The organism is Arthrobacter sp. Bi26 (assembly GCF_918697925.1).
Taxonomy (GTDB): Bacteria; Actinomycetota; Actinomycetes; order Actinomycetales; family Micrococcaceae; genus Arthrobacter.
The window spans coordinates 1-20,611 of record NZ_CAKKMF010000049.1; the positions used below are offsets into that span (position 1 = coordinate 1).

The window sequence follows — 20,611 nt, forward strand, 5'->3', positions numbered from 1 at the left end:
GGAGAAGGCGCTGCACCTGCCGCCGCTGCCCACCACCACCATCGGATCCTTCCCGCAGACCTCGGAAATCCGCACCGCCCGCGCCCGCGCCAACCGTGGCGACCTCACCACGGAGCAGTACGAGCAGCTCATGAAGGAAGAGATCAAGCGCGTCGTGGAGCTGCAGGAAGAGCTCGGCTTCGACGTCCTGGTCCACGGCGAGCCCGAGCGCAACGACATGGTCCAGTACTTCGCCGAGAACCTCGAAGGCTTCGACGTCACGGTGCACGGCTGGGTCCAGTCCTACGGCTCGCGCTGCACCCGCCCGTCCATCCTGTGGGGCGATGTCACCCGCAGCGCCCCGATCACGGTGGAATGGGCCAAGTACGCGCAGTCCCTGACCAACAAGCCGATGAAGGGCATGCTCACCGGCCCGGTCACCATCCTCGCCTGGTCCTTCGTCCGCGATGACCAGCCGCTCGGCGAGACCGCCAACCAGGTGGCCCTGGCCCTCCGCGACGAGATCGCCGACCTCGAAGCGGCCGGCATCAAGGTCATCCAGGTGGACGAGCCGGCCCTCCGCGAACTCCTGCCGCTGCGCAAGGCCGACCAGGCCGCGTACCTGGACTGGTCCGTGAAGTCCTTCCGCCTCTCCACGGCCGGTGCCGCGGACGCCACCCAGGTCCACACCCACCTGTGCTACTCCGAGTTCGGCGCCATCATCGACGCGATCGACGGCCTCGACGCCGACGTCACCTCGATCGAGGCCGCCCGCTCCCGCATGGAGGTTGTGCACGACCTCGAGTCCCACGGCTTCGGCCGCGGCGTGGGCCCGGGTGTCTACGACATCCACTCGCCCCGCGTCCCGGGCGAGCAGGAAGTCACCGAGCTGCTGAGCACCGCGGTCAAGCACGTCCCGTCCCGCCAGCTCTGGGTCAACCCGGACTGCGGCCTGAAGACGCGCGGCTACGCCGAGACCGAAGAGTCCCTGCGCAACCTGGTCACGGCCACCAAGACGGTCCGCGCCGAACTGCTCCAAGCCGCCAAGTAACCCGCTCCAGCCAAAACGACGCCGGCCGGTCACCTCGCAAGGTGGCCGGCCGGCGTCGTACGTTCTTGGTCATCGATTGCTGAGCAGTCGCCCTTTTGGGCGCTCAAAAGGGCACCTGCGGAGCAGTGGATCCAAGTTCGCCGGCGATTCAGGATTCCCAGAGGATTTCGTCGTCGACGACGCCGTCCTCATCCGCGGAGGCGACGAGGACCTCGTCGGTGAAATGCTGGCCCAGCGTGAAGTCGAGGACGAAGTAGCGTTCCGGCTGGCCGGGGTAGATGCCCACGTGGCCGAGCTTGAGCGCCCTGAGGAAGACCTCGTCGGTCAGCTGGCTCTTGTTCTCGACGCCGAAAACCTTCTTGAGGTGTTCGTCCTTGATCGCGTTGCAGTGGAAGTGGCGGTACTCCTGGGGGCTGGTGCCTTCCTGGTCCAGTTCCTCGGCGATCATTTCGCGGACCTGGTCCACGAGCTCGGGCAGGAAGCGCAAGCGGTAGTCAACTTTGTGCATGGCCGCTTCATCGAAATGGTCATGCGCGTTGACATTCAGGTCAAGCTCCACGGTCTGGCCCGCCAGCTCATGCGTGGCGGTGAGATTATGGTCCCTTCCGTGGTTGAGCTCGACCTCGCCGAAGTGCTTGCTCGCTACCTTGTTCATATGTTCAACATAGTCCTGAAAACCGGACCATTCCAGCGTTGGCAGGGTTTTATCGGGTGCCGGACCGGCGGATGTCCGTGTGACTGTAGATTGATCGGATGCAGCATGTAATCTCGCCCGTCGTCCGTGCCCGTGCCGTGTTCGACGCCGGGACCACGCGTCCACTCACCTGGCGGCTGGATCAACTGCGCGGGCTGCGGCGCATGCTGGCGGAACGGCAGGCGGACTTCGCCGAATCCCTCGCCCACGACGTGGGCAAGCACCGCACCGAGGCGCAGCTGGCGGAGATCGGATTCGCTGACGCAGAGGCGGCACATCTGGAGCGGCACCTGGAAAACTGGCTGCGGCCCCGCCGCGTGCCGGTGCCTCCCGCAGTACAGCCGGCCCGTGCCTGGACCGAACTCACTCCGCTGGGCGTGGTGCTGGTGATCGGGCCGTGGAATTACCCACTGCAACTGCTGCTCGCCCCGCTGGCCGGAGCCTTGGCCGCGGGAAACACCGTAGTGCTCAAGCCGAGCGAACACGCCCCGGCCACCTCGGCCGCGCTGGCCCGCTGGATTCCCGAATACCTGGCCGGCGCCGCCGAGGTGGTTGAGGGCGGCATCCCGGAGACCACAGCGCTGCTGGCCGAACGGTTCGACCACATCTTCTTCACCGGGGGAGAGGCCGCGGCGAAGGTGGTGATGCGCGCGGCCGCCGAACACCTGACCCCCGTGACGCTGGAGCTCGGCGGCAAGTGCCCGGCCTATGTCGATGCGTCCACGGACCTTGCCACGGCGGCCAAACGGATTGCCTGGGGCCGGTTCATGAACGCTGGGCAGACGTGCGTCGCCCCGGACTACGTCCTGGCCCGCGAGGAGGTCCTGGAGCCGCTGCAGGCCGAGCTGATCAAGGCCATCACGGCGCTCTTCGGAACGGACCCGGCGGCGAGCCCGTCCTACGGCCGGATTGTCGATGACCGCCACTTCGCACGGCTCGCTGCCCTGGCCGACGCCAGCACGGTGGTGCACGGCGGACAGCGCGACGCCGCCAGCCGCTACCTAGCGCCGACCCTGCTGCGGCCGGCGCCCGGCGACGCCGTCATGGCCGAAGAAATCTTCGGCCCGCTGCTGCCACTGGTGCCCGTGCGCGGGCTCGACGCGGCCATCGGGGAGGTCAACGGGCGCGCCAAACCGCTGGCCCTCTACGTCTTCAGCAAGGATCCCGCGACGCGCCGTGCCTTCGCCGAGCGGACCTCGTCCGGGGCGTTGTGTTTCGATGTTCCGGCGGCCCACCTCTCCGTCCCCGGGCTTCCGTTTGGCGGGGTAGGCGGCAGCGGCATGGGCGCGTACCACGGGGAACATTCGGTGCGGACGTTCTCGCATGAGCGCTCCACCCTGGACAAGCCGCTGTGGCCGGACACACTGGAACTCATCTACCCGCCGTACACCCGGACCAGGCACCGGATCATCGACGCGCTGGTCGCGCCGGTCGGAAAGCGGGTCAGGTCCTAACCGGCTTCCACGCCGTCCCATTCGACCTCGACCCAACGCGTCCCCTCGTCGTCCCAGGACTCCGAGTGCCCCAGCAGGGCTATGTCCTCGAAGCTCGCCTCGATGCCATGGCGCTGCAGCGTGTCCCGGAGTTCCTCGGTGGCCGCCCGGATGGCCGCGGCGATTACCTCGGGGTTGTCGGAGGAGACGGGCCGGGAGGCTGAATAGCTTTTGTTCATGGCCCCCATCCTTCTCGATCGGGCGCCGGAGGGAAACCCCTCCGCAGTTCTTAGACGTGTGGTCTTTCAGCTCGGCCCTTCGGGCTCAATCCTTTCGCACGGTGCTGAGCCTGTGCATCGTCTCGGCCAGCAGTTCCACGAACAGCTGGACCTGGGCGGTCCGCTTCTCGTTGATCAGCAGGGCGAAAACATTGCGGGCCAGCCTGATCTCCGGAACATCGAGGACCACGACGCCGGCAGGCCGGTGCCGCAGGGCCAGCTCGGGGACCAGGGCGGCGCCGAGCCCGGCGGCCGCCATTTCCAGGCTGGCATGGAAGTCATCGCTGTAGGCCACCACACGGGGGTGCAGGTTGCAGCTCGCGAAGAGGCGTTCGATCACCGTGGCATCGGATGTGCCCGGGTGATGCATGATCCAGGGCATGTCCGAGAGATGCGGGGCGGCCACCTTGGAATCCGTGCCGATGCCCCAGGCCGCGGGCAGCACCACCCGGAAGTCGTCGTCGCCGATCCACTGCCGGTCCACGGTGTGCGGCCAGGCGAGGCCGGACTGTCCCACCTGGTACACCAGGGCAACGTCGAGTTCGCCGCCGGTCCGCAGCCCCTGGATGGTCTGGGCCGGTTCCGCGACCGAGACCCGCAGGTCGATGCCGAGCTTCTTCCAGGCCGGGTTCTGCAGGATCGGCGGCAGCACATAGGTGGCAAGGCTCGGGAAAATGCCCAGCCGCAGCTCCTGGCTGGGGCTCTCCTGCGCCCGTGAGGCGGCGGCCATGAGCGTCTCGATATCCGTGAGCACTTTGGCTGCGTGCCGTGTCATGACGACGGCGGCTTCCGTCGGCTGGATGCTGCGGGCCGCCCGCTGGAACAAGGTGACGCCGGTGTCGCGCTCCAGTGCCGACATTTGCTGGGAGACGGCCGAGGCCGTGTAGCCGAGCCGGGCCGCGGCGGCCGCAAACGATCCAAGCCGGATCACTTCGACAAGGGTCCGAAGATGGACGGGGTTGATCAAGGGCTGCCCTTCGCCTGGTAGCAGGTCCAATGTGGCGGGTCCACGGGACGGGACCGGAAATCCCGCTTCATTGTGGCATATCCGGCCTACCCCGGGCGGCCAGGGTTGGCTGCACGGAATGTCTGCACGGCACGGCCATGCCCATGCATGAGACTTCGAGGGGCCCCAACCGAGCGACGGTTGCCGGCGCCGCAGGCGGTGAACTGAAAGCCGACCTGAAAAATGCGGAATCCATACTCATCCGGCCGCCCGACGGCAACGAATAGCCCACAAGAGACTTCGGGCTAGAGAAGTATTTGGGCTAAACAACAGGAGCAGACCAGTGTCGCAAGCAGCAGGGATTCCGGGAGGACGGCGGGTCGCCGTCATCGGCAGCGGAGTGGCGGGGCTGACCGCCGCCTACGTGCTGAACGGGCGGGACCGGGTGACCCTCTTCGAGGCGGACGCCCGGCTCGGCGGCCACGCCCACACCCACGATGTGCCGCAGCAGAACGGGCCCACCCTGGGCGTGGACACCGGCTTCATCGTGCACAACGAGCGGACCTACCCCACACTCCTGCGCCTGTTCGCCGAGCTCGGCGTCGAAACCCAGGACTCCGAGATGAGCATGTCCGTCCGCTGCGACGGCTGCGGCCTGGAATACGCCGGCGCACGGCCCAACGGGAGCGGCATCATTCCCCGGCCGTCCACCCTGCTGCGCGGCCGCTACCTGCGGATGCTCTTGGAAGTCACCCGGTTCCACCGCCGGGCCCGCGCCCTGCTGGCGGAACCCTCCACGGGAACAGGCACCGGCACAGGACACGAGCTCACCCTGGGCGAGTTCCTGGCCCGGGAAAAATTCGGCAGCTACTTCATCTCGCACTTCATGACCCCTGTGGTCAGCGCCGTCTGGTCCTGCGACCCCACCACCGCGCTGGCCTACCCGGCCCGCTACCTGTTCACCTTCCTGGGCCACCATGGCCTGCTCGGCGTCAAAGGCTCGCCGCAGTGGCGGACGGTCACCGGCGGCTCGCGCAGATACGTTGACAAGGTGGCCAAGACCCTGCCGGACATCCGGCTCGCCAGCCCTGTCACCACGGTGCACCGGCACGCCGACGGCGTGGACGTCACGTCCGCGCTGGGTGCCGGGACTGTGCGCGAGACCTTTGACGCCGTCGTGATCGCCACCCACCCGGCACAGGCCCTGCGCATGCTCACCGGGGCCTCGGCCGCCGAGAGGGATGCCCTTGGCGGCATGCCGTACTCGGTGAACCAGACCATTTTCCACCGCGACGAAGCCGTGCTGCCGGCCAGCCCCAACGCCCAGGCATCCTGGAACTACCGGCTGCCGTCCTGCGATGCCCGGCCGGACAAGGTCCTGGTCAGCTACGACATGACACGGCTGCAGCGGCTGGAGCCCGCGGACGGCGGCCGGTACATCGTCAGCCTCGGCGAATCCGAACTGATCGACGGCGCTGCGGTCCTGGACCGGATGGTCTACGAGCACCCGCAGTACACCCCGGAGTCGCTGAAGGCGCAGGAGCGGATCCTCGGACTCGGCGACGAGCGCCTGGCCTTCGCCGGCGCCTACCACGGCTGGGGATTCCACGAGGACGGCGCCTTGTCCGGCCTCAAGGCCGCCGCCCTGCTGGGCCGCGACTGGGACGATGCCGCCGCCCTGAACGAGGAGTACCGTTCCGTGGCCGAAGATCCTGACCTGCAGGCCGTCTCCGCGGAGGGCTCATGAGCGCAATTGCAGCCATCTACCGCGCCGCCATCTATCGCACAGTCATCTCCCATGTGCGGCGCACCCCGCTGCACAACGCTTTCACGTACCGCAGCTACAGCTGGTATGTCGACGTCGACCACCTTCCGCAGTTGCCGCGGCTGCTCCGGCCGCTGGCCGGCTTCCGGGTGGAGGACCATCTCGGCGACCCGGACGGCACGCTGCGCGGCAATGTGGAACGCTACCTCGCCACCCAGGGGATCGGGCTCGACGGCGGACGCATCGCCATGCTGGCCAGTGCCCGGGTATTCGGGCACGTGTTCAACCCGCTAAGCGTGTTCTGGTGCCATGACAGCGCCGGTGAGTTGCGCTGCGTCGTCGTCGAGGTCCACAACACGTACGGGGAGCGGCACTGCTACCTCCTCGAAACCGACGCCACTGGCCGGGCGAGCGTCCCGAAGGCGTTTTACGTCTCCCCGTTCAACGACGTCGACGGCGAGTACCGCATGAAGCTCCCCGAACCCGGTGAACGGCTTGCCGTATCGATCGTCCTGGAGCGGGAGGGCCAGCAGCCCTTCATCGCCACCATGGACGGCGTCCGCCACGAAGCGACGCTGCGGTACATCGTGTCCGCGGCGCTCGCGGTACCTCTGGGCCCGCTGCGTGTTGCGGCGCAGATCCGCTGGCAGGGCATCAGGCTGTGGGCACGCCGCCTGCCCATCATCAAGAAACCACACCACCCTTCACAGGAGGCAGTTCAGTGACTATGACCGAAGCGACCGGATCCGGCGCGGGACGGGCCCAGGGCGCCACGCGCAGCGGAGCCGTCAGCAGCAGGGTGCCTTACACCGTTCCCCAGCCGCCCGTCGCCATCGACGCCGCCATCTGGCCCAGCATCGCGACAGTGCCCTCGAGCCTGAAGGCCCGTGTGGCCGGACGCGCTGCGGACGCCATCTTCAAGGCGGCCGTGCGCAGGCTGCCGCTGGAAGTCCGGTACCCGGACGGCACGATATTGGGCAAGACGGCGCTGGGAAAGGCGCCGGGCAATGCCGTTCTGGAGCGGGATGCCTCGGACCAGGCACCCGCCGAGCAGGCGCCCGCCGGCACCGCCTACCCCGTCATGACCATCAACCGGCCCGACGACTTCGCCGCCCGGCTCGGCGACGGCGGCCTGATCGGCCTGGGCGAGTCCTTCATGGCCGGCGACTGGGACGCCGATGACCTCACCGCCGTCATGGAGGTGTTTGCCTCCCGCGTCGGCACACTCGTGCCCGAGCCGCTGCAGAAGCTGCGCGGCCTGTACCTCCCGCGCCAGCCGCGCAGGGAACGGAACACCGAGAAAAACACCCGCTCCAACATCTCGCGGCACTACGACCTCTCCAACGAGCTCTTCGCCTCGTTCCTGGACAGCACCATGACGTACTCCAGCGCCCTCTTCCCGGAAAACGGCGACGCCCTGCGGAGCGTGGCCTGGGACGGGCTGGCCGCCGCGCAGCAGGCCAAGATTGACCGCCTCCTGGACAAGGCCGGCGTGAAGGAAGGCACCCGCGTCCTGGAAATCGGCACCGGCTGGGGCGAGCTCGCCCTGCGCGCCGCCTCCCGCGGCGCCACCGTCTACTCCGTCACGCTCTCCAGCGAACAGCAGGAACTCGCCCGCCGGCGCGTGGCCGAGGCCGGCTACGCCGACGCTGTCACGATCGAGCTGAAGGACTACCGCGCTGTGGAGGGGGAGTACGACGCCGTCGTCTCGGTCGAAATGATCGAGGCCGTCGGCTTCGAATACTGGGCCACGTACTTCCAGACAATCGAGCGGGTCCTGGCCCCGGGCGGCAAGGTGGCCATCCAGGCCATCACGATCGCCCACGACCGCCTCATGGCCACCCGCACCAGCTACACCTGGGTGCACAAGTACATCTTCCCCGGCGGGGTCATTCCGTCCGTCCGCGCCATCGAAGACATCACCGCCAAGCAGACCGGACTGCGCGTGCGCGAACGCCTCGCCATGGGCGACCACTATGCCCAGACCCTGAGGCTCTGGGAGGAGCGGTTCATGGCCCGCGAAGACGAGGTGGGGGCCATGGGCTTCGACGCGGTCTTCCAGCGGATGTGGCTGTTCTACCTGTGCTACTCCCGGGCCGGGTTTGAAACGGGCTATCTCGACGTGCAGCAGATCGTGCTCGACAGTGCCCTTACGAACGGTGCCGCCACCAAGGGCGCGGCCTAGACCGAGCACCAGCCGAGGTCCTGAATAGGTCCTGAATAGGTCCCCGTGGCGCCGGTCACGGCATGACGGCGCAGGGTATGACGACTCGGGTGTTAGAACAATCACCATCTGATGAGGCGGGCACCACGGTGCCCGCCTCTTTAGTGTGCCCGGACACCAGATGTAGTGGCCGGCGCCACCGTGACGCGCCCGCACGGAGGGGCGCGACACGCCGTCTGCGGTGCGACACGCGGGGGTGATTAATGTGGGTAACTACTGCACAGGGTGTGGATTTCGTCCGCCAAAATGGCGGAAATCCGGACATTTGGAGGGCCCCCTCCTGTGGATTAACGGTGGGTTAAATGACATACTTGTAATACATCATCTTGGGGTCCGCGTGAGGCTCTTGCACTACATGTAGTATCGACATACAGTTCCAGCAGAGCATCAGCGCGGGACAGTCGGAGCCGGGGAAGCGCTCCGAAGAAGACTTCAACAAAGGGGACTAGGACCATGACCGTTACGGTTTACACGAAGCCGGCCTGCGTTCAGTGCAACGCGACCTACCGCGCGCTGGACAAGAAGGGCATCGCCTACCAGAGTGTCGACATCTCCCAGGATGCGGAGGCCCTTGAGCGCCTGAAGTCCCTGGGCTACATGCAGGCCCCCGTTGTCGTCACTGACCAGGACCACTGGTCCGGTTTCCGCCCGGACAAGATCGAAGAACTGGCGCAGGCCGCCGCCGTCGCTGTAGCCTGAAACGCCCCGTAGCCTGAAACGCCCAATCACCTGAAACACTCAGGGACGCCGCTACCAGGCAAGAATTCACGGTAGATGAGGTGACCACCGTGGTTGTAACAACTGAAGATCGGGTAGCTGCCACGGCTGACAGCGGGGAAGCGGTCAGCACAACAGCTCCCGAACTAACGCACTGCCGCCTCATCTACTTTTCCTCCACCTCCGAAAACACGGCACGCTTCGTCGCGAAGCTGGGAGTCGACGCCGCCAGGATCCCCCTCTACCCGAGGGACGCTCCGCTGGTGGCCCGGGAGCCCTACGTGCTGGTGGTGCCGACCTATGGCGGCACCGGGGGAGAGGGATCTGTTCCAAAGCAGGTCATCAGGTTTTTGAACGACCCGGGCAACCGGAAGCTGATCCGCGGAGTGATCGGCGCAGGGAACACGAATTTCGGGGACAACTACTGCATGGCCGGCGACATCATCGCCGCCAAGTGCAAGGTCCCGCACCTATATCGCTTCGAACTCATGGGGACGCCGGAAGACGTCAACCGCGTACAACAAGGATTGGAAGAGTTTTGGACACGACTGTCGCAGACACAGCAGTAACTGAGGGCGCAGGCACCCACGCGGCCACCGCCACCTCCGTTGACAAGCAGGAGAAGCAGGAAAAGCACGAGATGCCGGCCGCCTACAAGGGCCTGGGCTACCACGAGCTCAACGCCATGCTGAACCTCTACGGCCCCAACGGAGAGATCCAGTTTGAGGCCGACCGCGAGGCCGCGCACCAGTACTTCCTGCAGCACGTGAACAACAACACCGTGTTCTTCCACGACCTCGAGGAAAAGCTCGACTACCTCGTCAAGAACGAGTACTACGAGCGCGAAACCCTCGACCAGTACACGATGAACTTCATCCGCGAGCTCTACAACCGCGCGTACAAGAAGAAGTTCCGCTTCGAGACCTTCCTCGGCGCGTTCAAGTTCTACACCTCCTACACGCTGAAGACGTTCGACGGAAAGCGCTTCCTGGAGCGCTACGAGGACCGCGTCTGCATGGTGGCACTGCACCTGGCCCGCGGCGACGAGAAGCTCGCCACCCAGATGGTGGACGAGATCATCGAAGGCCGCTTCCAGCCGGCCACCCCGACGTTCCTGAACGCCGGCAAGAAGCAGCGCGGCGAGCTGGTCTCCTGCTTCCTGCTCCGCATCGAAGACAACATGGAGTCGATCGGCCGGTCCATCAACTCCGCGCTGCAGCTCTCCAAGCGCGGCGGCGGCGTGGCCTTCGCGCTGACCAACATCCGCGAGGTCGGCGCGCCGATCAAGCAGATCGAGAACCAGTCCTCAGGCGTCATCCCCGTGATGAAGCTCCTCGAGGACAGCTTCTCCTACGCCAACCAGCTCGGTGCCCGCCAGGGTGCCGGCGCGGTGTACCTGCACGCGCACCACCCGGACATCTACCGCTTCCTGGACACCAAGCGCGAGAACGCGGACGAGAAGATCCGCATCAAGACCCTCTCGCTCGGCGTCGTCATCCCGGACATCACCTTTGAGCTGGCCAAGCGGGACGAGGACATGTACCTGTTCTCCCCGTACGACGTCGAAAAGGTCTACGGCATGCCGTTCTCCGACGTCTCGGTCACCGAGAAGTACTACGAGATGGTGGACGATTCCCGGATCAAGAAGACCAAGATCAAGGCGCGCGAGTTCTTCCAGACCCTCGCCGAGATCCAGTTCGAATCCGGCTACCCGTACATCATGTTCGAGGACACCGTGAACCGGGAAAACCCGATCGACGGCAAGATCATCATGTCCAACCTGTGCTCGGAGATCCTCCAGGTTTCCCAGCCCACCACGTACCACGATGATCTGTCCTACGACCAGACCGGCAAGGACATCTCCTGCAACCTGGGTTCGCTGAACATCGCCAAGACCATGGACTCGCCGGACTTCGGCCTGACCATCGAGACGGCCATCCGGTCCCTCTCGGCCGTCTCGGACATGTCCAACATCACCTCGGTGCCCTCGATTGCCCGCGGTAACGACCAGAGCCACGCGATCGGCCTCGGCCAGATGAACCTGCACGGCTACCTGGCCCGCGAGCGGGTCCACTACGGTTCCGAGGAGGGCCTGGACTTCACCAACATCTACTTCTACTCGGTGGTGTACCACGCGGTCCGCGCCTCCAACCTGCTGGCTATCCAGACCGGCCAGACCTTCGGCGGCTTCGAGAAGTCCAAGTACGCCACCGGCGAGTTCTTCGACAAGTACACCGAGCAGGAATGGGTCCCGCAGACCGAGAAGGTCGCGGAGCTGTTCAAGAACATCCACATCCCCACGCAGGATGACTGGCGCGAGCTGAAGGCCTCCGTCATGGAGCACGGCATCTACAACCAGAACCTGCAGGCTGTGCCGCCCACCGGCTCGATCTCCTACATCAACAACTCCACCTCCTCGATCCACCCGGTGGCGTCCAAGATCGAGATCCGCAAGGAAGGCAAGCTGGGCCGCGTGTACTACCCGGCGCCGTACCTGACGAACGACAACCTGGAGTACTACCAGGACGCGTACGAGATCGGCTACGAGAAGGTCATCGACACCTACGCTGCAGCCACGCAGCACGTGGACCAGGGCCTGTCCCTGACGCTGTTCTTCAAGGACACCGCCACCACGCGCGACATCAACAAGGCCCAGATCTACGCCTGGAAGAAGGGCATCAAGACCATCTACTACATCCGTCTCCGCCAGCTCGCGCTGGAAGGGACCGAGGTGGAAAATTGTGTCTCGTGCATGCTTTGATCAACTGAAATCGGTAGATTTCGAGTGATCGGTTGAAATGATGGAAACGACGACGGCGACGGGCGGCTTGGTCTACGGCATCCGGCTTCGGCGGGAGGTCGAGTACCGCTATGTCGGTATCACGACCAAGACGGCCAGTCGTCGTTTCCATCAGCACCTGCGAGTGGCCGCCGAGGGTCGCAAGACGCCGTTCTACGACTGGCTCCGAAAACACGATCCGGCTGATCTCATCGCGGACGAGCTGGATTGGATTGAAGGCCTGCCCGAGCTGGGGCAGGCGGAGATCGAGTGGATCAGCTACTTGCGACGAGAAGGGGATCGTCTTCTGAACATTGCCGATGGCGGCCTCGGGCCGACCGGCGTCGTCTGGACCGAAGAACAACGCGAAGCCGCCCGCATCAGGAACACGGGCCGCAAGGGGCTTAGCCGTTCAGGGGCAGAGAACCCGTTTTATGGCGGCAAGCACAGCCTGGAGCAGCGGAAGAAGTGGGCGGAGGACCGCAAAGGAACTAACTCCGGACCGGAGAACCCGAACTTTGGGAAGTTCGGCCCGGAGCATCCAAGTTTTGGGCATTCGGTCGGTGAAGAAACCCGCAAAGCACTTTCAGAAGCCAAGAAAGGTGCCGGCAACCCGAACTTTGGGAAGCAGGCCAGTACCGAAACCCGTGCGAAAATGTCAGCAGTACGGAAGGGCCGTCCGATGCCTTCCAGCCAACGAAACGCCCACACCAGACATCACACCAACAAAGGCATAGAGAAAGCCGACTGCAAGTATTGCGTCGAGGACTCAGCCAAGCCCAGTCTCTCTTCAGAAAGCGAGTCGGAGTCATGACAGAAAAAGTAAAGCTTCTCAGCCATGTTGAGGCGATCAACTGGAACCGCATCCAGGACGACAAGGACGTGGATGTCTGGAACCGCCTGGTCAACAACTTCTGGCTGCCGGAGAAGGTGCCGCTGTCCAACGACGTGCAGTCGTGGGCCACGCTGACCCCGGACGAGCAGCAGCTCACCATGCGCGTGTTCACGGGCCTGACCCTGCTGGACACCATCCAGGGCACCGTCGGCGCCGTGTCGCTGATTCCGGACGCCCTCACCCCGCACGAAGAGGCTGTCTACACGAACATCGCGTTCATGGAGTCCGTGCACGCCAAGAGCTACTCCTCGATCTTCTCCACGCTGGCCTCCACCAAGGAGATCGACGAGGCGTTCCGCTGGTCCACCGAGAACGAGAACCTTCAGAAGAAGGCCCAGATCGTCATGGACTACTACCAGGGCGACGACCCCCTGAAGCGCAAGGTGGCCTCCACGCTGCTGGAAAGCTTCCTGTTCTACTCGGGCTTCTACCTGCCGATGTACTGGTCCTCGCGGGCCAAGCTGACGAACACGGCCGACCTGATCCGCCTCATCATCCGCGACGAGGCCGTGCACGGCTACTACATCGGCTACAAGTTCCAGAAGGGCCTGGAGAAGGTCTCCGAGGAGCGCCGGCAGGAAATCAAGGATTACACCTTCGAGCTGCTCTTCGAACTGTACGAGAACGAGGTCCAGTACACGCACGACCTCTACGACTCCGTCGGCCTGGCCGAGGACGTCAAGAAGTTCCTGCACTACAACGCCAACAAGGCCCTGATGAACCTGGGCTACGAGGCCATGTTCCCGGCCTCCGTCACCGACGTGAACCCGGCCATCCTCTCGGCCCTGTCGCCGAACGCTGACGAGAACCACGACTTCTTCTCGGGTTCGGGTTCTTCCTATGTGATTGGCAAGGCTGTCAACACTGAGGATGACGACTGGGACTTCTAGTGCTGTGTGAGATGTCTGTGAGGTTCCACAGAAGTTGGCCATTTCCCAACTTAGATGGCCACGTTCCACGGTAGTTGGCCAAATCGCGTGTGTGAGATGTCGACCTAATTGGAAGAATCGCTTCCTATTTGGAAGAAACAAGTCACCTAGTTGGAAGACTTCCAACTAGGTGTGAGTTGACGACTTAGTTGGCACAGCTGACGAGTTAGTTGGTGTGAGTTGCCAAGATAGGTGGCACAAGTGACAAGTTAGTTGGCCGGTGACAATTGGCATGGCATCCGTGACAAGCAACTTGGCAACCGTGCCCGGGCGGGGCCTTCCGCCTCTCTCGTGATGGAGATTAGTTCTGCCGGCAAGTTAGACGAGCCGCCCGTGGCTGCCTAGATTGTGCGCAAAATGCCGCAGCTACGGGCCTTGTTGATGTGAATCTGAGATCGCAAAATTTGGGGGAATAGTGGCAAAGGGTTCGCTTACAGTCAGTTCGTTGGCAGCAAAGGCCAAGGTCGACACTGAGCAAGCGTTGGTCGCGCTATGGGGGGAAGGCGTCGAATATGTGGACGCCCCAAACTCGGTAGTAGAACGCCGCGATATGCGGGCGGCCGAAAGGGCCTTGGGCCTTCCGGGTGCTCAGCAGAGGAGAGTTTCGTACTGGCTCGGAGAGTATGGGCTGGAGCGCAACGAATTGGCGGACCTGTTGGAGGAGTTGGGTTTCACATTGAAGTCCGGCACCATCACCATGCCAAGAGGCTCCATCAGGCGACTTAACTCGTATCTGGTCTCCACCACTGACAATACGGCGCGCAGGTTGGAACAGCGGCGCGAGGTTCTAAAGATTGATTCACGGCCGGTGGCGCCGCCGTTTGAGTGGACGGCGAAGGGGACGGCTCGTGAGAGAAGACTCCTGACGACCGATGAGATTCTTGGAATCCATGAGGAACTCGAACGTGATTTCGCGGAAGCGGAGGATCCGATTAGTCCCCCAGGTGTCCGGAGCGTACAACTTCTTGAAAGCGCCGTGTCAAGACCCGGGACGAGCTTGGGTGGCCAGTACAAGTACTCCACCATCCAGTCAGCTGGCGCTGCACTTCTACACTCGTTGGTTCAGAATCATGCTTTCCACAATGGAAACAAACGAACGGCGCTAGTGGCGCTTCTTGTCTTTCTTGATCGTAACAACTTCGTGTTGGAGTCCAGTGAGGACGAGCTATTCAAGTGGATGCTGAGGGTCGCGTCGCATCAGCTCTTGCCATCGAACGTTGTCTTCGACCAAGTAGCCGACCGTGAGACTTCCGAGATCGCAGACTGGATCATCCGACGCTCGCGGCCAGTAAGCAAGGAAGAGCGCTCAATAACATGGCGGGAACTGTCAAAGCTCTTGAAGACCAAGGGCTGCGAGATACTTCAACACCGAGGTGAGAAGCTCGAAATATCGCGCGTCGTCGTTGAACGTCGTGGGATCCTCAGGTTGTCTAGATCTAGACGGCTCCAGGCGTATTTCACCAACACGGGGGACGGGCGAGAAGTACCCAAAACGATAGTGAAGCGCATCCGTCAAGAACTGGAACTAGACCAGGAGCACGGCGTGGATTCCGAGCACTTCTACTCAACCGCGCGCGAACCTGATTACTTCATCTTGGAGTATTCGAAGCTGCTTCAAAGGCTCGCTCGTGTTTGACCGTCTGGCCCGGTCACGTGATCCAGTCGGGTTCCGCGGACCGGAGTGAACGTTTCATTGAGAGGTTGATTCTGCCGCGGCTGCGAACGTCGACCGAGGCATCTTCCTAACGGAGTCGGGCGAGGAATCCTCCTACGCCCAGCACATGAAGGACGCGCGATTCACCATCCCTAACGCCGGGCTGCTGGAAAAAGTCGTCGACATCATCGATGAAATCCCCATGGACGAGCGCGATACCAAGGGTGACCTCTACGAATACATGCTCGGCAAGATCGCCTCGGCCGGAACGAACGGCCAGTTTCGTACGCCCCGCCACATCATCGATCTCATGGTGAAGATGACAGCGCCCCAGCCGATGGAGGCCATCTGCGACCCCGCCGCCGGCACCGCCGGGTTTCTGGTCCAGGCCGGCGAACACCTCCGGCAGAATAACCCAAACCTGCTCACCAATGCCGAACAGAGCCGGTTCTTCCACCACAGCCAGTTCCACGGGTACGACTTCGATAGCACCATGCTGCGCATTGGGTCCATGAACATGCTCCTGCACGGCGTCGAGGACCCGGACATCACCTATCGTGACTCCCTGGCCGACCTCCATGGTTCCGAGGAAGAAAAATACGACGTCATCCTCGCCAACCCACCCTTCGCCGGCAGCCTGGACTACGAAAACGTCGCCAAGGACTTGCTTTCTCTGGTCAAGACCAAAAAGACGGAGTTGCTCTTTCTCGCCCTGTTCCTGAGGCTGCTCAAGCCCGGCGGACGTGCAGCGGTGATCGTGCCTGACGGCGTGTTGTTCGGTTCGTCCACGGCACACAAGGCGCTGCGGAAGATGCTCGTTGAGGACCATAAGCTCGACGGCGTGGTCAAACTCCCCTCCGGCGTCTTCAAACCCTACGCCGGCGTTTCCACTGCGATCCTGTTCTTCACCAAGACCAACTCCGGCGGTACCGACAACGTCTGGTTCTACGACGTGATCTCGGACGGCTTCAGTCTCGACGACAAACGCAACCAGCTTGCAACCTCCGACCTCGACGACGTCCTGGGCCGCTGGCAGCAGAGGACGACGACGGAAGCCGATCGTGCGCGTACCGATCAGTCCTTCCTCGTTCCCAGGTCCGAGATCGTCGACAATGGCTACGACCTGTCGCTGAACAGGTACAAGCACGTTGAGCACGAAAAGATTGACCACAAAGAACCCGCCGAAATCATAGCGGACTTGGAGACTCTGGAAGCAGACATTGCTAACGGCCTCGCGGAGCTGAAGGCGCTCGTCCAGTGAGTTATGTCCCGCTTGGAGACAAACGGACCGTCCTGGACAAAAGCCCCGTGTCTGGGATCGTGGAGAAATCAGGGGGAGTCGCGGAGTTCGGCTTCGCCTACGACGAGGTCCTGGACGGCAGCCTCCACTACTTCATGGATGTCCGGGAAGCTCACGAGTTCCTGGCACCTGACGGCAGTTCCGGATCCAACCAGATCGAGCTGCCCGACAGGATCATGAACGCCTACGTCGTCCTCACCCATTCGCCGTCCACGCTGGCCTTCCCTTCGCGGGCCGCCGCGAAAGCCTGGATGGAAACCGGGCGTTATGCCCAGCTCAAAACGATGCTGCTCAGCCTGACCTACAAGTAGGCTGGCAGGCAAGGAGGAATCATGAGCGAATCCGAAGAGTTCTTCGAAGAACGTCTGCAGCGACTCCCACCTGGCCTTCCTCGTCGGTATGCCGAATACAAACCGGTGCAGGAGGGTCCGCCAGCTCCGTCTCCGACTAACGTTGCGGGCTACGACGCGCTGCTGGACTATTTCCATTCCCGTGGGGATGAACTTTCACGCTCGGAAGAAGGCCTTGCCGCCGTCGACCAACTCATCGATGCGTTTGCCTCTGGCAGCCTCCCATGCGAATTGGGAGGCAACGACTGACCAACTGCTCGGCGCTAAGGTAGTTTAGGTGAATTTGGAGTTATGGGTGAATCCGGTGAATCTGACCGGGTCACCGTCTGCAGCCAACAAGCGGAGACGGCCGGTCACTATTGAGGGTGACCGGCCGTCTCTACAAAGTCCTGCTGCTTCGTTCCTGTGAAGGACTCCGGCGTCAAAAGGCGGTGCCGTGCCTATTCGCTGGCGCTGGTCAGCAGGGTCGTGGGTGGGCGCGGATCAGCGTCTCAGCGGTCCTGAAACAAGCTGCCGTGCTCATGACACCAAGGGAATGAGCGTTTCGCTCAATCGCCTCCAGGAGAGTTATTTGGCGCGTTCACAATCCGCATTTAGTGGAAGATCCAACTGGCGCCGCCTCTCTCGAAAGGCGTCCAAGCAGAAGTGGTCAATCCTTCTGTCACACTAAACTGAACCTTTTGATACAGTTCCTCATTAGGTTCTTTCCCGCCGCCCGAGTCCCACGTTTGCGGCAACAGAGTGCGGTACGTGAGCCTGACGCTTCCGCTCTGATTTAGGAATGATTGCGTCCAATATTTCTCACCTAGGTAATCGTCGCCACGACCGTTGGGACCATCCTCCTCCCAACGTTGCTGATGGATGCGGATCGAGCGACCCTTATTGCACCAGACATCTACCACGTACTTCACCATTGGTCGATTGCTGCTGTCGTACCCGTCGGCTTTTGGACCCGCCGGCTTCACCACTGTGCAGCCCGAACTTGAGGTGTTGGCCTCGGCTGGCGCCGCTACCAACCCAATCGACGCTGCGGTAATCATTGTTCCCGCCGCGAACGCTGCAAATCGGTTTCTGTTCATGACCTTCTCCTAATTCTTTTTTGGACAATCGCTCTAATTGCCCGGTGATTCCATGTTGCGCTCGTCCGAGGTTATGTCGCTTCCGTGCTAGCACTGTTTCAGGGGCGCGCCGCGACACCTTGCCTTGGGGTTTGTGCGTCAGAATCTGTTTGAGTTATGGAAACTCCATTCATCCGGCAGAGCAATTTCTGCCCCGTCCCGAACCCACCACCCATATTTCGAAGAGGACTGGATGGCCAAACCAGCTCTGGGGAGAAGTTGAGGTACAGGTCAGCTTTGTGTGGTGTGCCTACACCGAAAGCACGTGCCTGGGGATCTGCGTCCCGTTAGCATGGAGTTACGCGGCTCTACATGAGAAGAGGCGTCCAGATGCCCTACCAGATTCTGACCCGGGACGAGCATTTCGGCGGTGATGGCAGCCCGAAGCGCATTCTTGCACTTGACGGCGGCGGCTTGCGTGGCATTTTGAGCCTCGGGATTCTGGAAAAGGTCGAGGATCTGCTGCGGGAACGCCATGGCGGCGCCGACGGCTTCCGTCTTTGCCATTACTTCGACCTGATTGCAGGCACGTCGACCGGGGCGATCATCGCGGCGGCTCTTGCCCAAGGCCGGAGCGTCGGCGAAGTCAGGGACAGGTATTTCAGCCTTGGGCGGCGTGTGTTCGAACGAAGCCTGTTGCGCCAGGTTCTTCTGCGCGCCAGGTACGACGAGCGGGCTCTGGTTTCCGAGCTGAAGGATCTCTTCGGTTTGGACACCACCTTGGGCGGCCCCGAGCTGTTGACCGGATTGCTGGTGGTCATCAAACGCCTGGACAGCGGCAGTCCGTGGCCGGTGAGCAACAACCCCCGGGGACGGTATTTCGTTGCTGGCGCCAACGGCAGGATGGGAAACCGGGATTATCCCCTCTGGCAGGTTGTCCGGGCCTCCACCGCTGCGCCGTCCTACTTTGTACCGGAAACGATCACCATCACTGGCGGACGCAGTGTGAGCCCCGTGACCGGGAGTTTCGTCGACGGTGGTGTCAGTCCCTTCAACAACCCTGCCCTGCAGGCGCTTATGTACGCCTCGTTGGAAGGCTACCGTGTGGGCTGGGAGACCGGTGCCGATAGGCTGCTGCTTGTATCGGTCGGGACAGGCGCGGTGGATCCTGCCGTCAGTATGGCAAAACTGACTGCCAGTCATGCCGTGCGGGCGCTGAAGTCCGTGCTGCAGGATTGTGCCGTGCTGCAGGAGACAATGCTGCAGTGGATGTCCGCCAGCCCTACCGCGAGGATGATTGACCGGGAATTGGGGGAGCTGGAGGGTGATCTTCTAAACGGTGCCCCGTTGATGAGTTACCTGCGTTATAACGTGGACCTGCGTCCGGAGAGTGTCCGCGCCCTGGACGGAACCCTTGCCGCTATGGACACCGTCCCCTCGCTGAGTGCGATGGATGCCCCGAGGAATATGGAGGCCCTCCACCGGCTGGGCAGGCTGGCCGCGGCACGGGATGTGCGGGAAACTGATTTTGGCAGTGTATTTGACCTGCCGCAGGCGTGAACGGAAGGGGCTATTATGAGGGAGCTCCGACGCTACAGGCGCTTTCCGGACCAGTACGTCGTCGCCATTCCTTTGCGTCTGGACACCGACGGGTTCAGCTACCGCAAGTGGGGCGGCGAACAGCAGTGCAAGCCCGGGGACTGGCTGGTGGACGACGACGGCGACATTCACACCGTCGACGCGGACGTCTTTGCGGCCACTTACCGCCGGATCCACCGCGGTGCCTATGTGAAATCCACCCCGGTCTGGGCTGAGGTCGCCTCGGAAGCCGGCAGCGTGGTGACCAAGGAAGGCCGCACCTACTACGACAGGGGTGACGTCGTCGTGTTCAACAACGAAGACGGCACCGATGGCTACGCGATGACCGCCGAAAGGTTCAATTCCCGCTACGAACCGGACCAGTGAGGGAAGCGGCTGTGTTGGCCTGCGGCGTGGATAGCCGGCAAGCACATCGGCTAGTGGAGGGTGACCTGGTGGGCGTGGGGGGGCTAACGCCCCTCCAGGGCCCCGGCCGCCAGACCCTGTGCAGCGGCTCATACAGTCAGAGCAGGGCCATTGTGACCTGTGCGATGCACTCCCAGTTCTCGAGGATTGTGCGTTCTCCAGTCAGCTCGAATCCGTTGCGACGGTACAACCCACGCGCGCATGACCCGGCGAAGACCGCGGAAGTGGGACAACAGAATATGCGAATGCAGAAGCCTGCTGTTCGTCTGAACAACGAATCCGCCGTCCGGAGATGGCGGTGTTTGTAGACCGCAGATTGGCCGCGTTCATCCTGTCGCATCCGAAATAGGATGGCGTGCATTTTCAGTGGAGTCGGGAAACGACTGCTCATTCGATGGAGGGCACGTTCTAGACGTCGCCATTGGCTCTGGAAGCTGAGTTTGCGCGTGAGCCGTCCCATTCATCCGCCTGAGGAGTTAAGACAATTGCGATGAGGTTTAGGGCGACTTGAACTGGCCATTGCAGTGCGGTCCACTCAGGTGGACCATTGTCACC

General features: G+C 62.9%; 20 protein-coding genes. 16 read left to right on the forward strand and 4 right to left on the reverse strand.

Annotation, left to right across the window (positions count from 1 at the left end; genetic code table 11):
* A partial coding sequence (metE, locus tag LQV16_RS13920) for a 5-methyltetrahydropteroyltriglutamate--homocysteine S-methyltransferase (protein ID WP_229994502.1) occupies positions 1-1,030 on the forward strand: 1,030 nt, incomplete at its 5' end.
* 148 nt (positions 1,031-1,178) lie between these two features.
* Here metE and LQV16_RS13925 read toward each other — a convergent pair.
* Entirely contained in the window at positions 1,179-1,685 is a 507-nt protein-coding gene (locus LQV16_RS13925) for a DUF2004 domain-containing protein (protein ID WP_229994503.1), read from the reverse strand.
* Between the two features lie 98 nt (positions 1,686-1,783).
* Between LQV16_RS13925 and LQV16_RS13930 the strand changes: the two genes are divergently transcribed.
* Positions 1,784-3,178: an aldehyde dehydrogenase family protein gene (locus LQV16_RS13930; RefSeq protein WP_229994504.1), complete on the forward strand. Its 1,395-nt coding sequence runs from the start codon at positions 1,784-1,786 to the stop codon at positions 3,176-3,178.
* On the opposite strand, the gene LQV16_RS13935 is transcribed toward LQV16_RS13930, so the two are convergent.
* Together LQV16_RS13935 and LQV16_RS13940 are read right to left on the reverse strand one after the other, a co-directional pair.
* Positions 3,175-3,396: a hypothetical protein gene (locus LQV16_RS13935; RefSeq protein ID WP_229994505.1), complete on the reverse strand. Its 222-nt coding sequence runs from the start codon at positions 3,394-3,396 to the stop codon at positions 3,175-3,177. The genes LQV16_RS13930 and LQV16_RS13935 overlap by 4 nt on opposite strands.
* Before the next feature lie 85 nt (positions 3,397-3,481).
* On the reverse strand, positions 3,482-4,402 hold the full coding sequence (locus LQV16_RS13940) for a LysR family transcriptional regulator (protein WP_229994507.1): 921 nt from the start codon (positions 4,400-4,402) through the stop codon (positions 3,482-3,484).
* 322 nt (positions 4,403-4,724) lie between these two features.
* Between LQV16_RS13940 and LQV16_RS13945 the strand changes: the two genes are divergently transcribed.
* From LQV16_RS13945 to LQV16_RS14000, 12 genes are all read left to right on the forward strand, one after another.
* Entirely contained in the window at positions 4,725-6,128 is a 1,404-nt protein-coding gene (locus tag LQV16_RS13945; RefSeq protein ID WP_229994509.1) for an FAD-dependent oxidoreductase, read from the forward strand.
* Positions 6,125-6,871, forward strand: coding sequence for a DUF1365 domain-containing protein (locus LQV16_RS13950; RefSeq protein ID WP_229994511.1), 747 nt, complete (start codon positions 6,125-6,127; stop codon positions 6,869-6,871). Before LQV16_RS13945 ends, LQV16_RS13950 begins: the two co-directional genes overlap by 4 nt.
* 2 nt (positions 6,872-6,873) lie before the next feature.
* Positions 6,874-8,331, forward strand: a complete 1,458-nt coding sequence (locus LQV16_RS13955; protein ID WP_229994533.1) for a class I SAM-dependent methyltransferase — start codon at positions 6,874-6,876, stop codon at positions 8,329-8,331.
* Positions 8,332-8,823: 492 nt separating this feature from the next.
* Positions 8,824-9,069 carry a glutaredoxin-like protein NrdH gene (gene nrdH, locus LQV16_RS13960; RefSeq protein WP_018773329.1) on the forward strand — a complete coding sequence of 82 codons (246 nt, stop codon included), beginning with the start codon at positions 8,824-8,826 and terminating at the stop codon, positions 9,067-9,069.
* A gap of 89 nt (positions 9,070-9,158) precedes the next feature.
* A complete protein-coding gene (gene nrdI / locus LQV16_RS13965; protein ID WP_229994512.1) occupies positions 9,159-9,656 on the forward strand; it encodes a class Ib ribonucleoside-diphosphate reductase assembly flavoprotein NrdI in 498 nt (165 codons plus the stop codon).
* Positions 9,657-9,727: 71 nt separating this feature from the next.
* Positions 9,728-11,848 carry a class 1b ribonucleoside-diphosphate reductase subunit alpha gene (gene nrdE / locus LQV16_RS13970; RefSeq protein WP_229994534.1) on the forward strand — a complete coding sequence of 707 codons (2,121 nt, stop codon included), beginning with the start codon at positions 9,728-9,730 and terminating at the stop codon, positions 11,846-11,848.
* A gap of 37 nt (positions 11,849-11,885) precedes the next feature.
* Positions 11,886-12,680 (forward strand): NUMOD3 domain-containing DNA-binding protein, encoded by a 795-nt coding sequence (locus LQV16_RS13975; RefSeq protein ID WP_229994513.1) that lies wholly within the window; start codon positions 11,886-11,888, stop codon positions 12,678-12,680.
* On the forward strand, positions 12,677-13,651 hold the full coding sequence (nrdF, locus tag LQV16_RS13980; RefSeq protein ID WP_223916933.1) for a class 1b ribonucleoside-diphosphate reductase subunit beta: 975 nt from the start codon (positions 12,677-12,679) through the stop codon (positions 13,649-13,651). Before LQV16_RS13975 ends, nrdF begins: the two co-directional genes overlap by 4 nt.
* Before the next feature lie 484 nt (positions 13,652-14,135).
* A complete protein-coding gene (locus LQV16_RS13985) occupies positions 14,136-15,326 on the forward strand; it encodes a type II toxin-antitoxin system death-on-curing family toxin (RefSeq protein WP_229994514.1) in 1,191 nt (396 codons plus the stop codon).
* Between the two features lie 145 nt (positions 15,327-15,471).
* On the forward strand, positions 15,472-16,605 hold the full coding sequence (locus LQV16_RS13990) for a class I SAM-dependent DNA methyltransferase (protein WP_229994515.1): 1,134 nt from the start codon (positions 15,472-15,474) through the stop codon (positions 16,603-16,605).
* A gap of 47 nt (positions 16,606-16,652) precedes the next feature.
* Positions 16,653-16,955, forward strand: a complete 303-nt coding sequence (locus LQV16_RS13995; protein WP_229994516.1) for a hypothetical protein — start codon at positions 16,653-16,655, stop codon at positions 16,953-16,955.
* 21 nt (positions 16,956-16,976) lie between these two features.
* On the forward strand, positions 16,977-17,243 hold the full coding sequence (locus LQV16_RS14000; RefSeq protein WP_229994517.1) for a hypothetical protein: 267 nt from the start codon (positions 16,977-16,979) through the stop codon (positions 17,241-17,243).
* A gap of 344 nt (positions 17,244-17,587) precedes the next feature.
* Here the strand turns inward: LQV16_RS14000 and LQV16_RS14005 are convergent, their stop codons facing one another.
* Entirely contained in the window at positions 17,588-18,073 is a 486-nt protein-coding gene (locus tag LQV16_RS14005) for a hypothetical protein (RefSeq protein ID WP_229994519.1), read from the reverse strand.
* A gap of 369 nt (positions 18,074-18,442) precedes the next feature.
* Here LQV16_RS14005 and LQV16_RS14010 point away from each other — a divergent pair, with 369 nt between their 5' ends.
* Positions 18,443-19,612 (forward strand): patatin-like phospholipase family protein, encoded by a 1,170-nt coding sequence (locus LQV16_RS14010; protein ID WP_229994520.1) that lies wholly within the window; start codon positions 18,443-18,445, stop codon positions 19,610-19,612.
* Between the two features lie 15 nt (positions 19,613-19,627).
* Entirely contained in the window at positions 19,628-20,017 is a 390-nt protein-coding gene (locus LQV16_RS14015) for a hypothetical protein (protein WP_229994521.1), read from the forward strand.
* Positions 20,018-20,611: the final 594 nt, after the last annotated feature.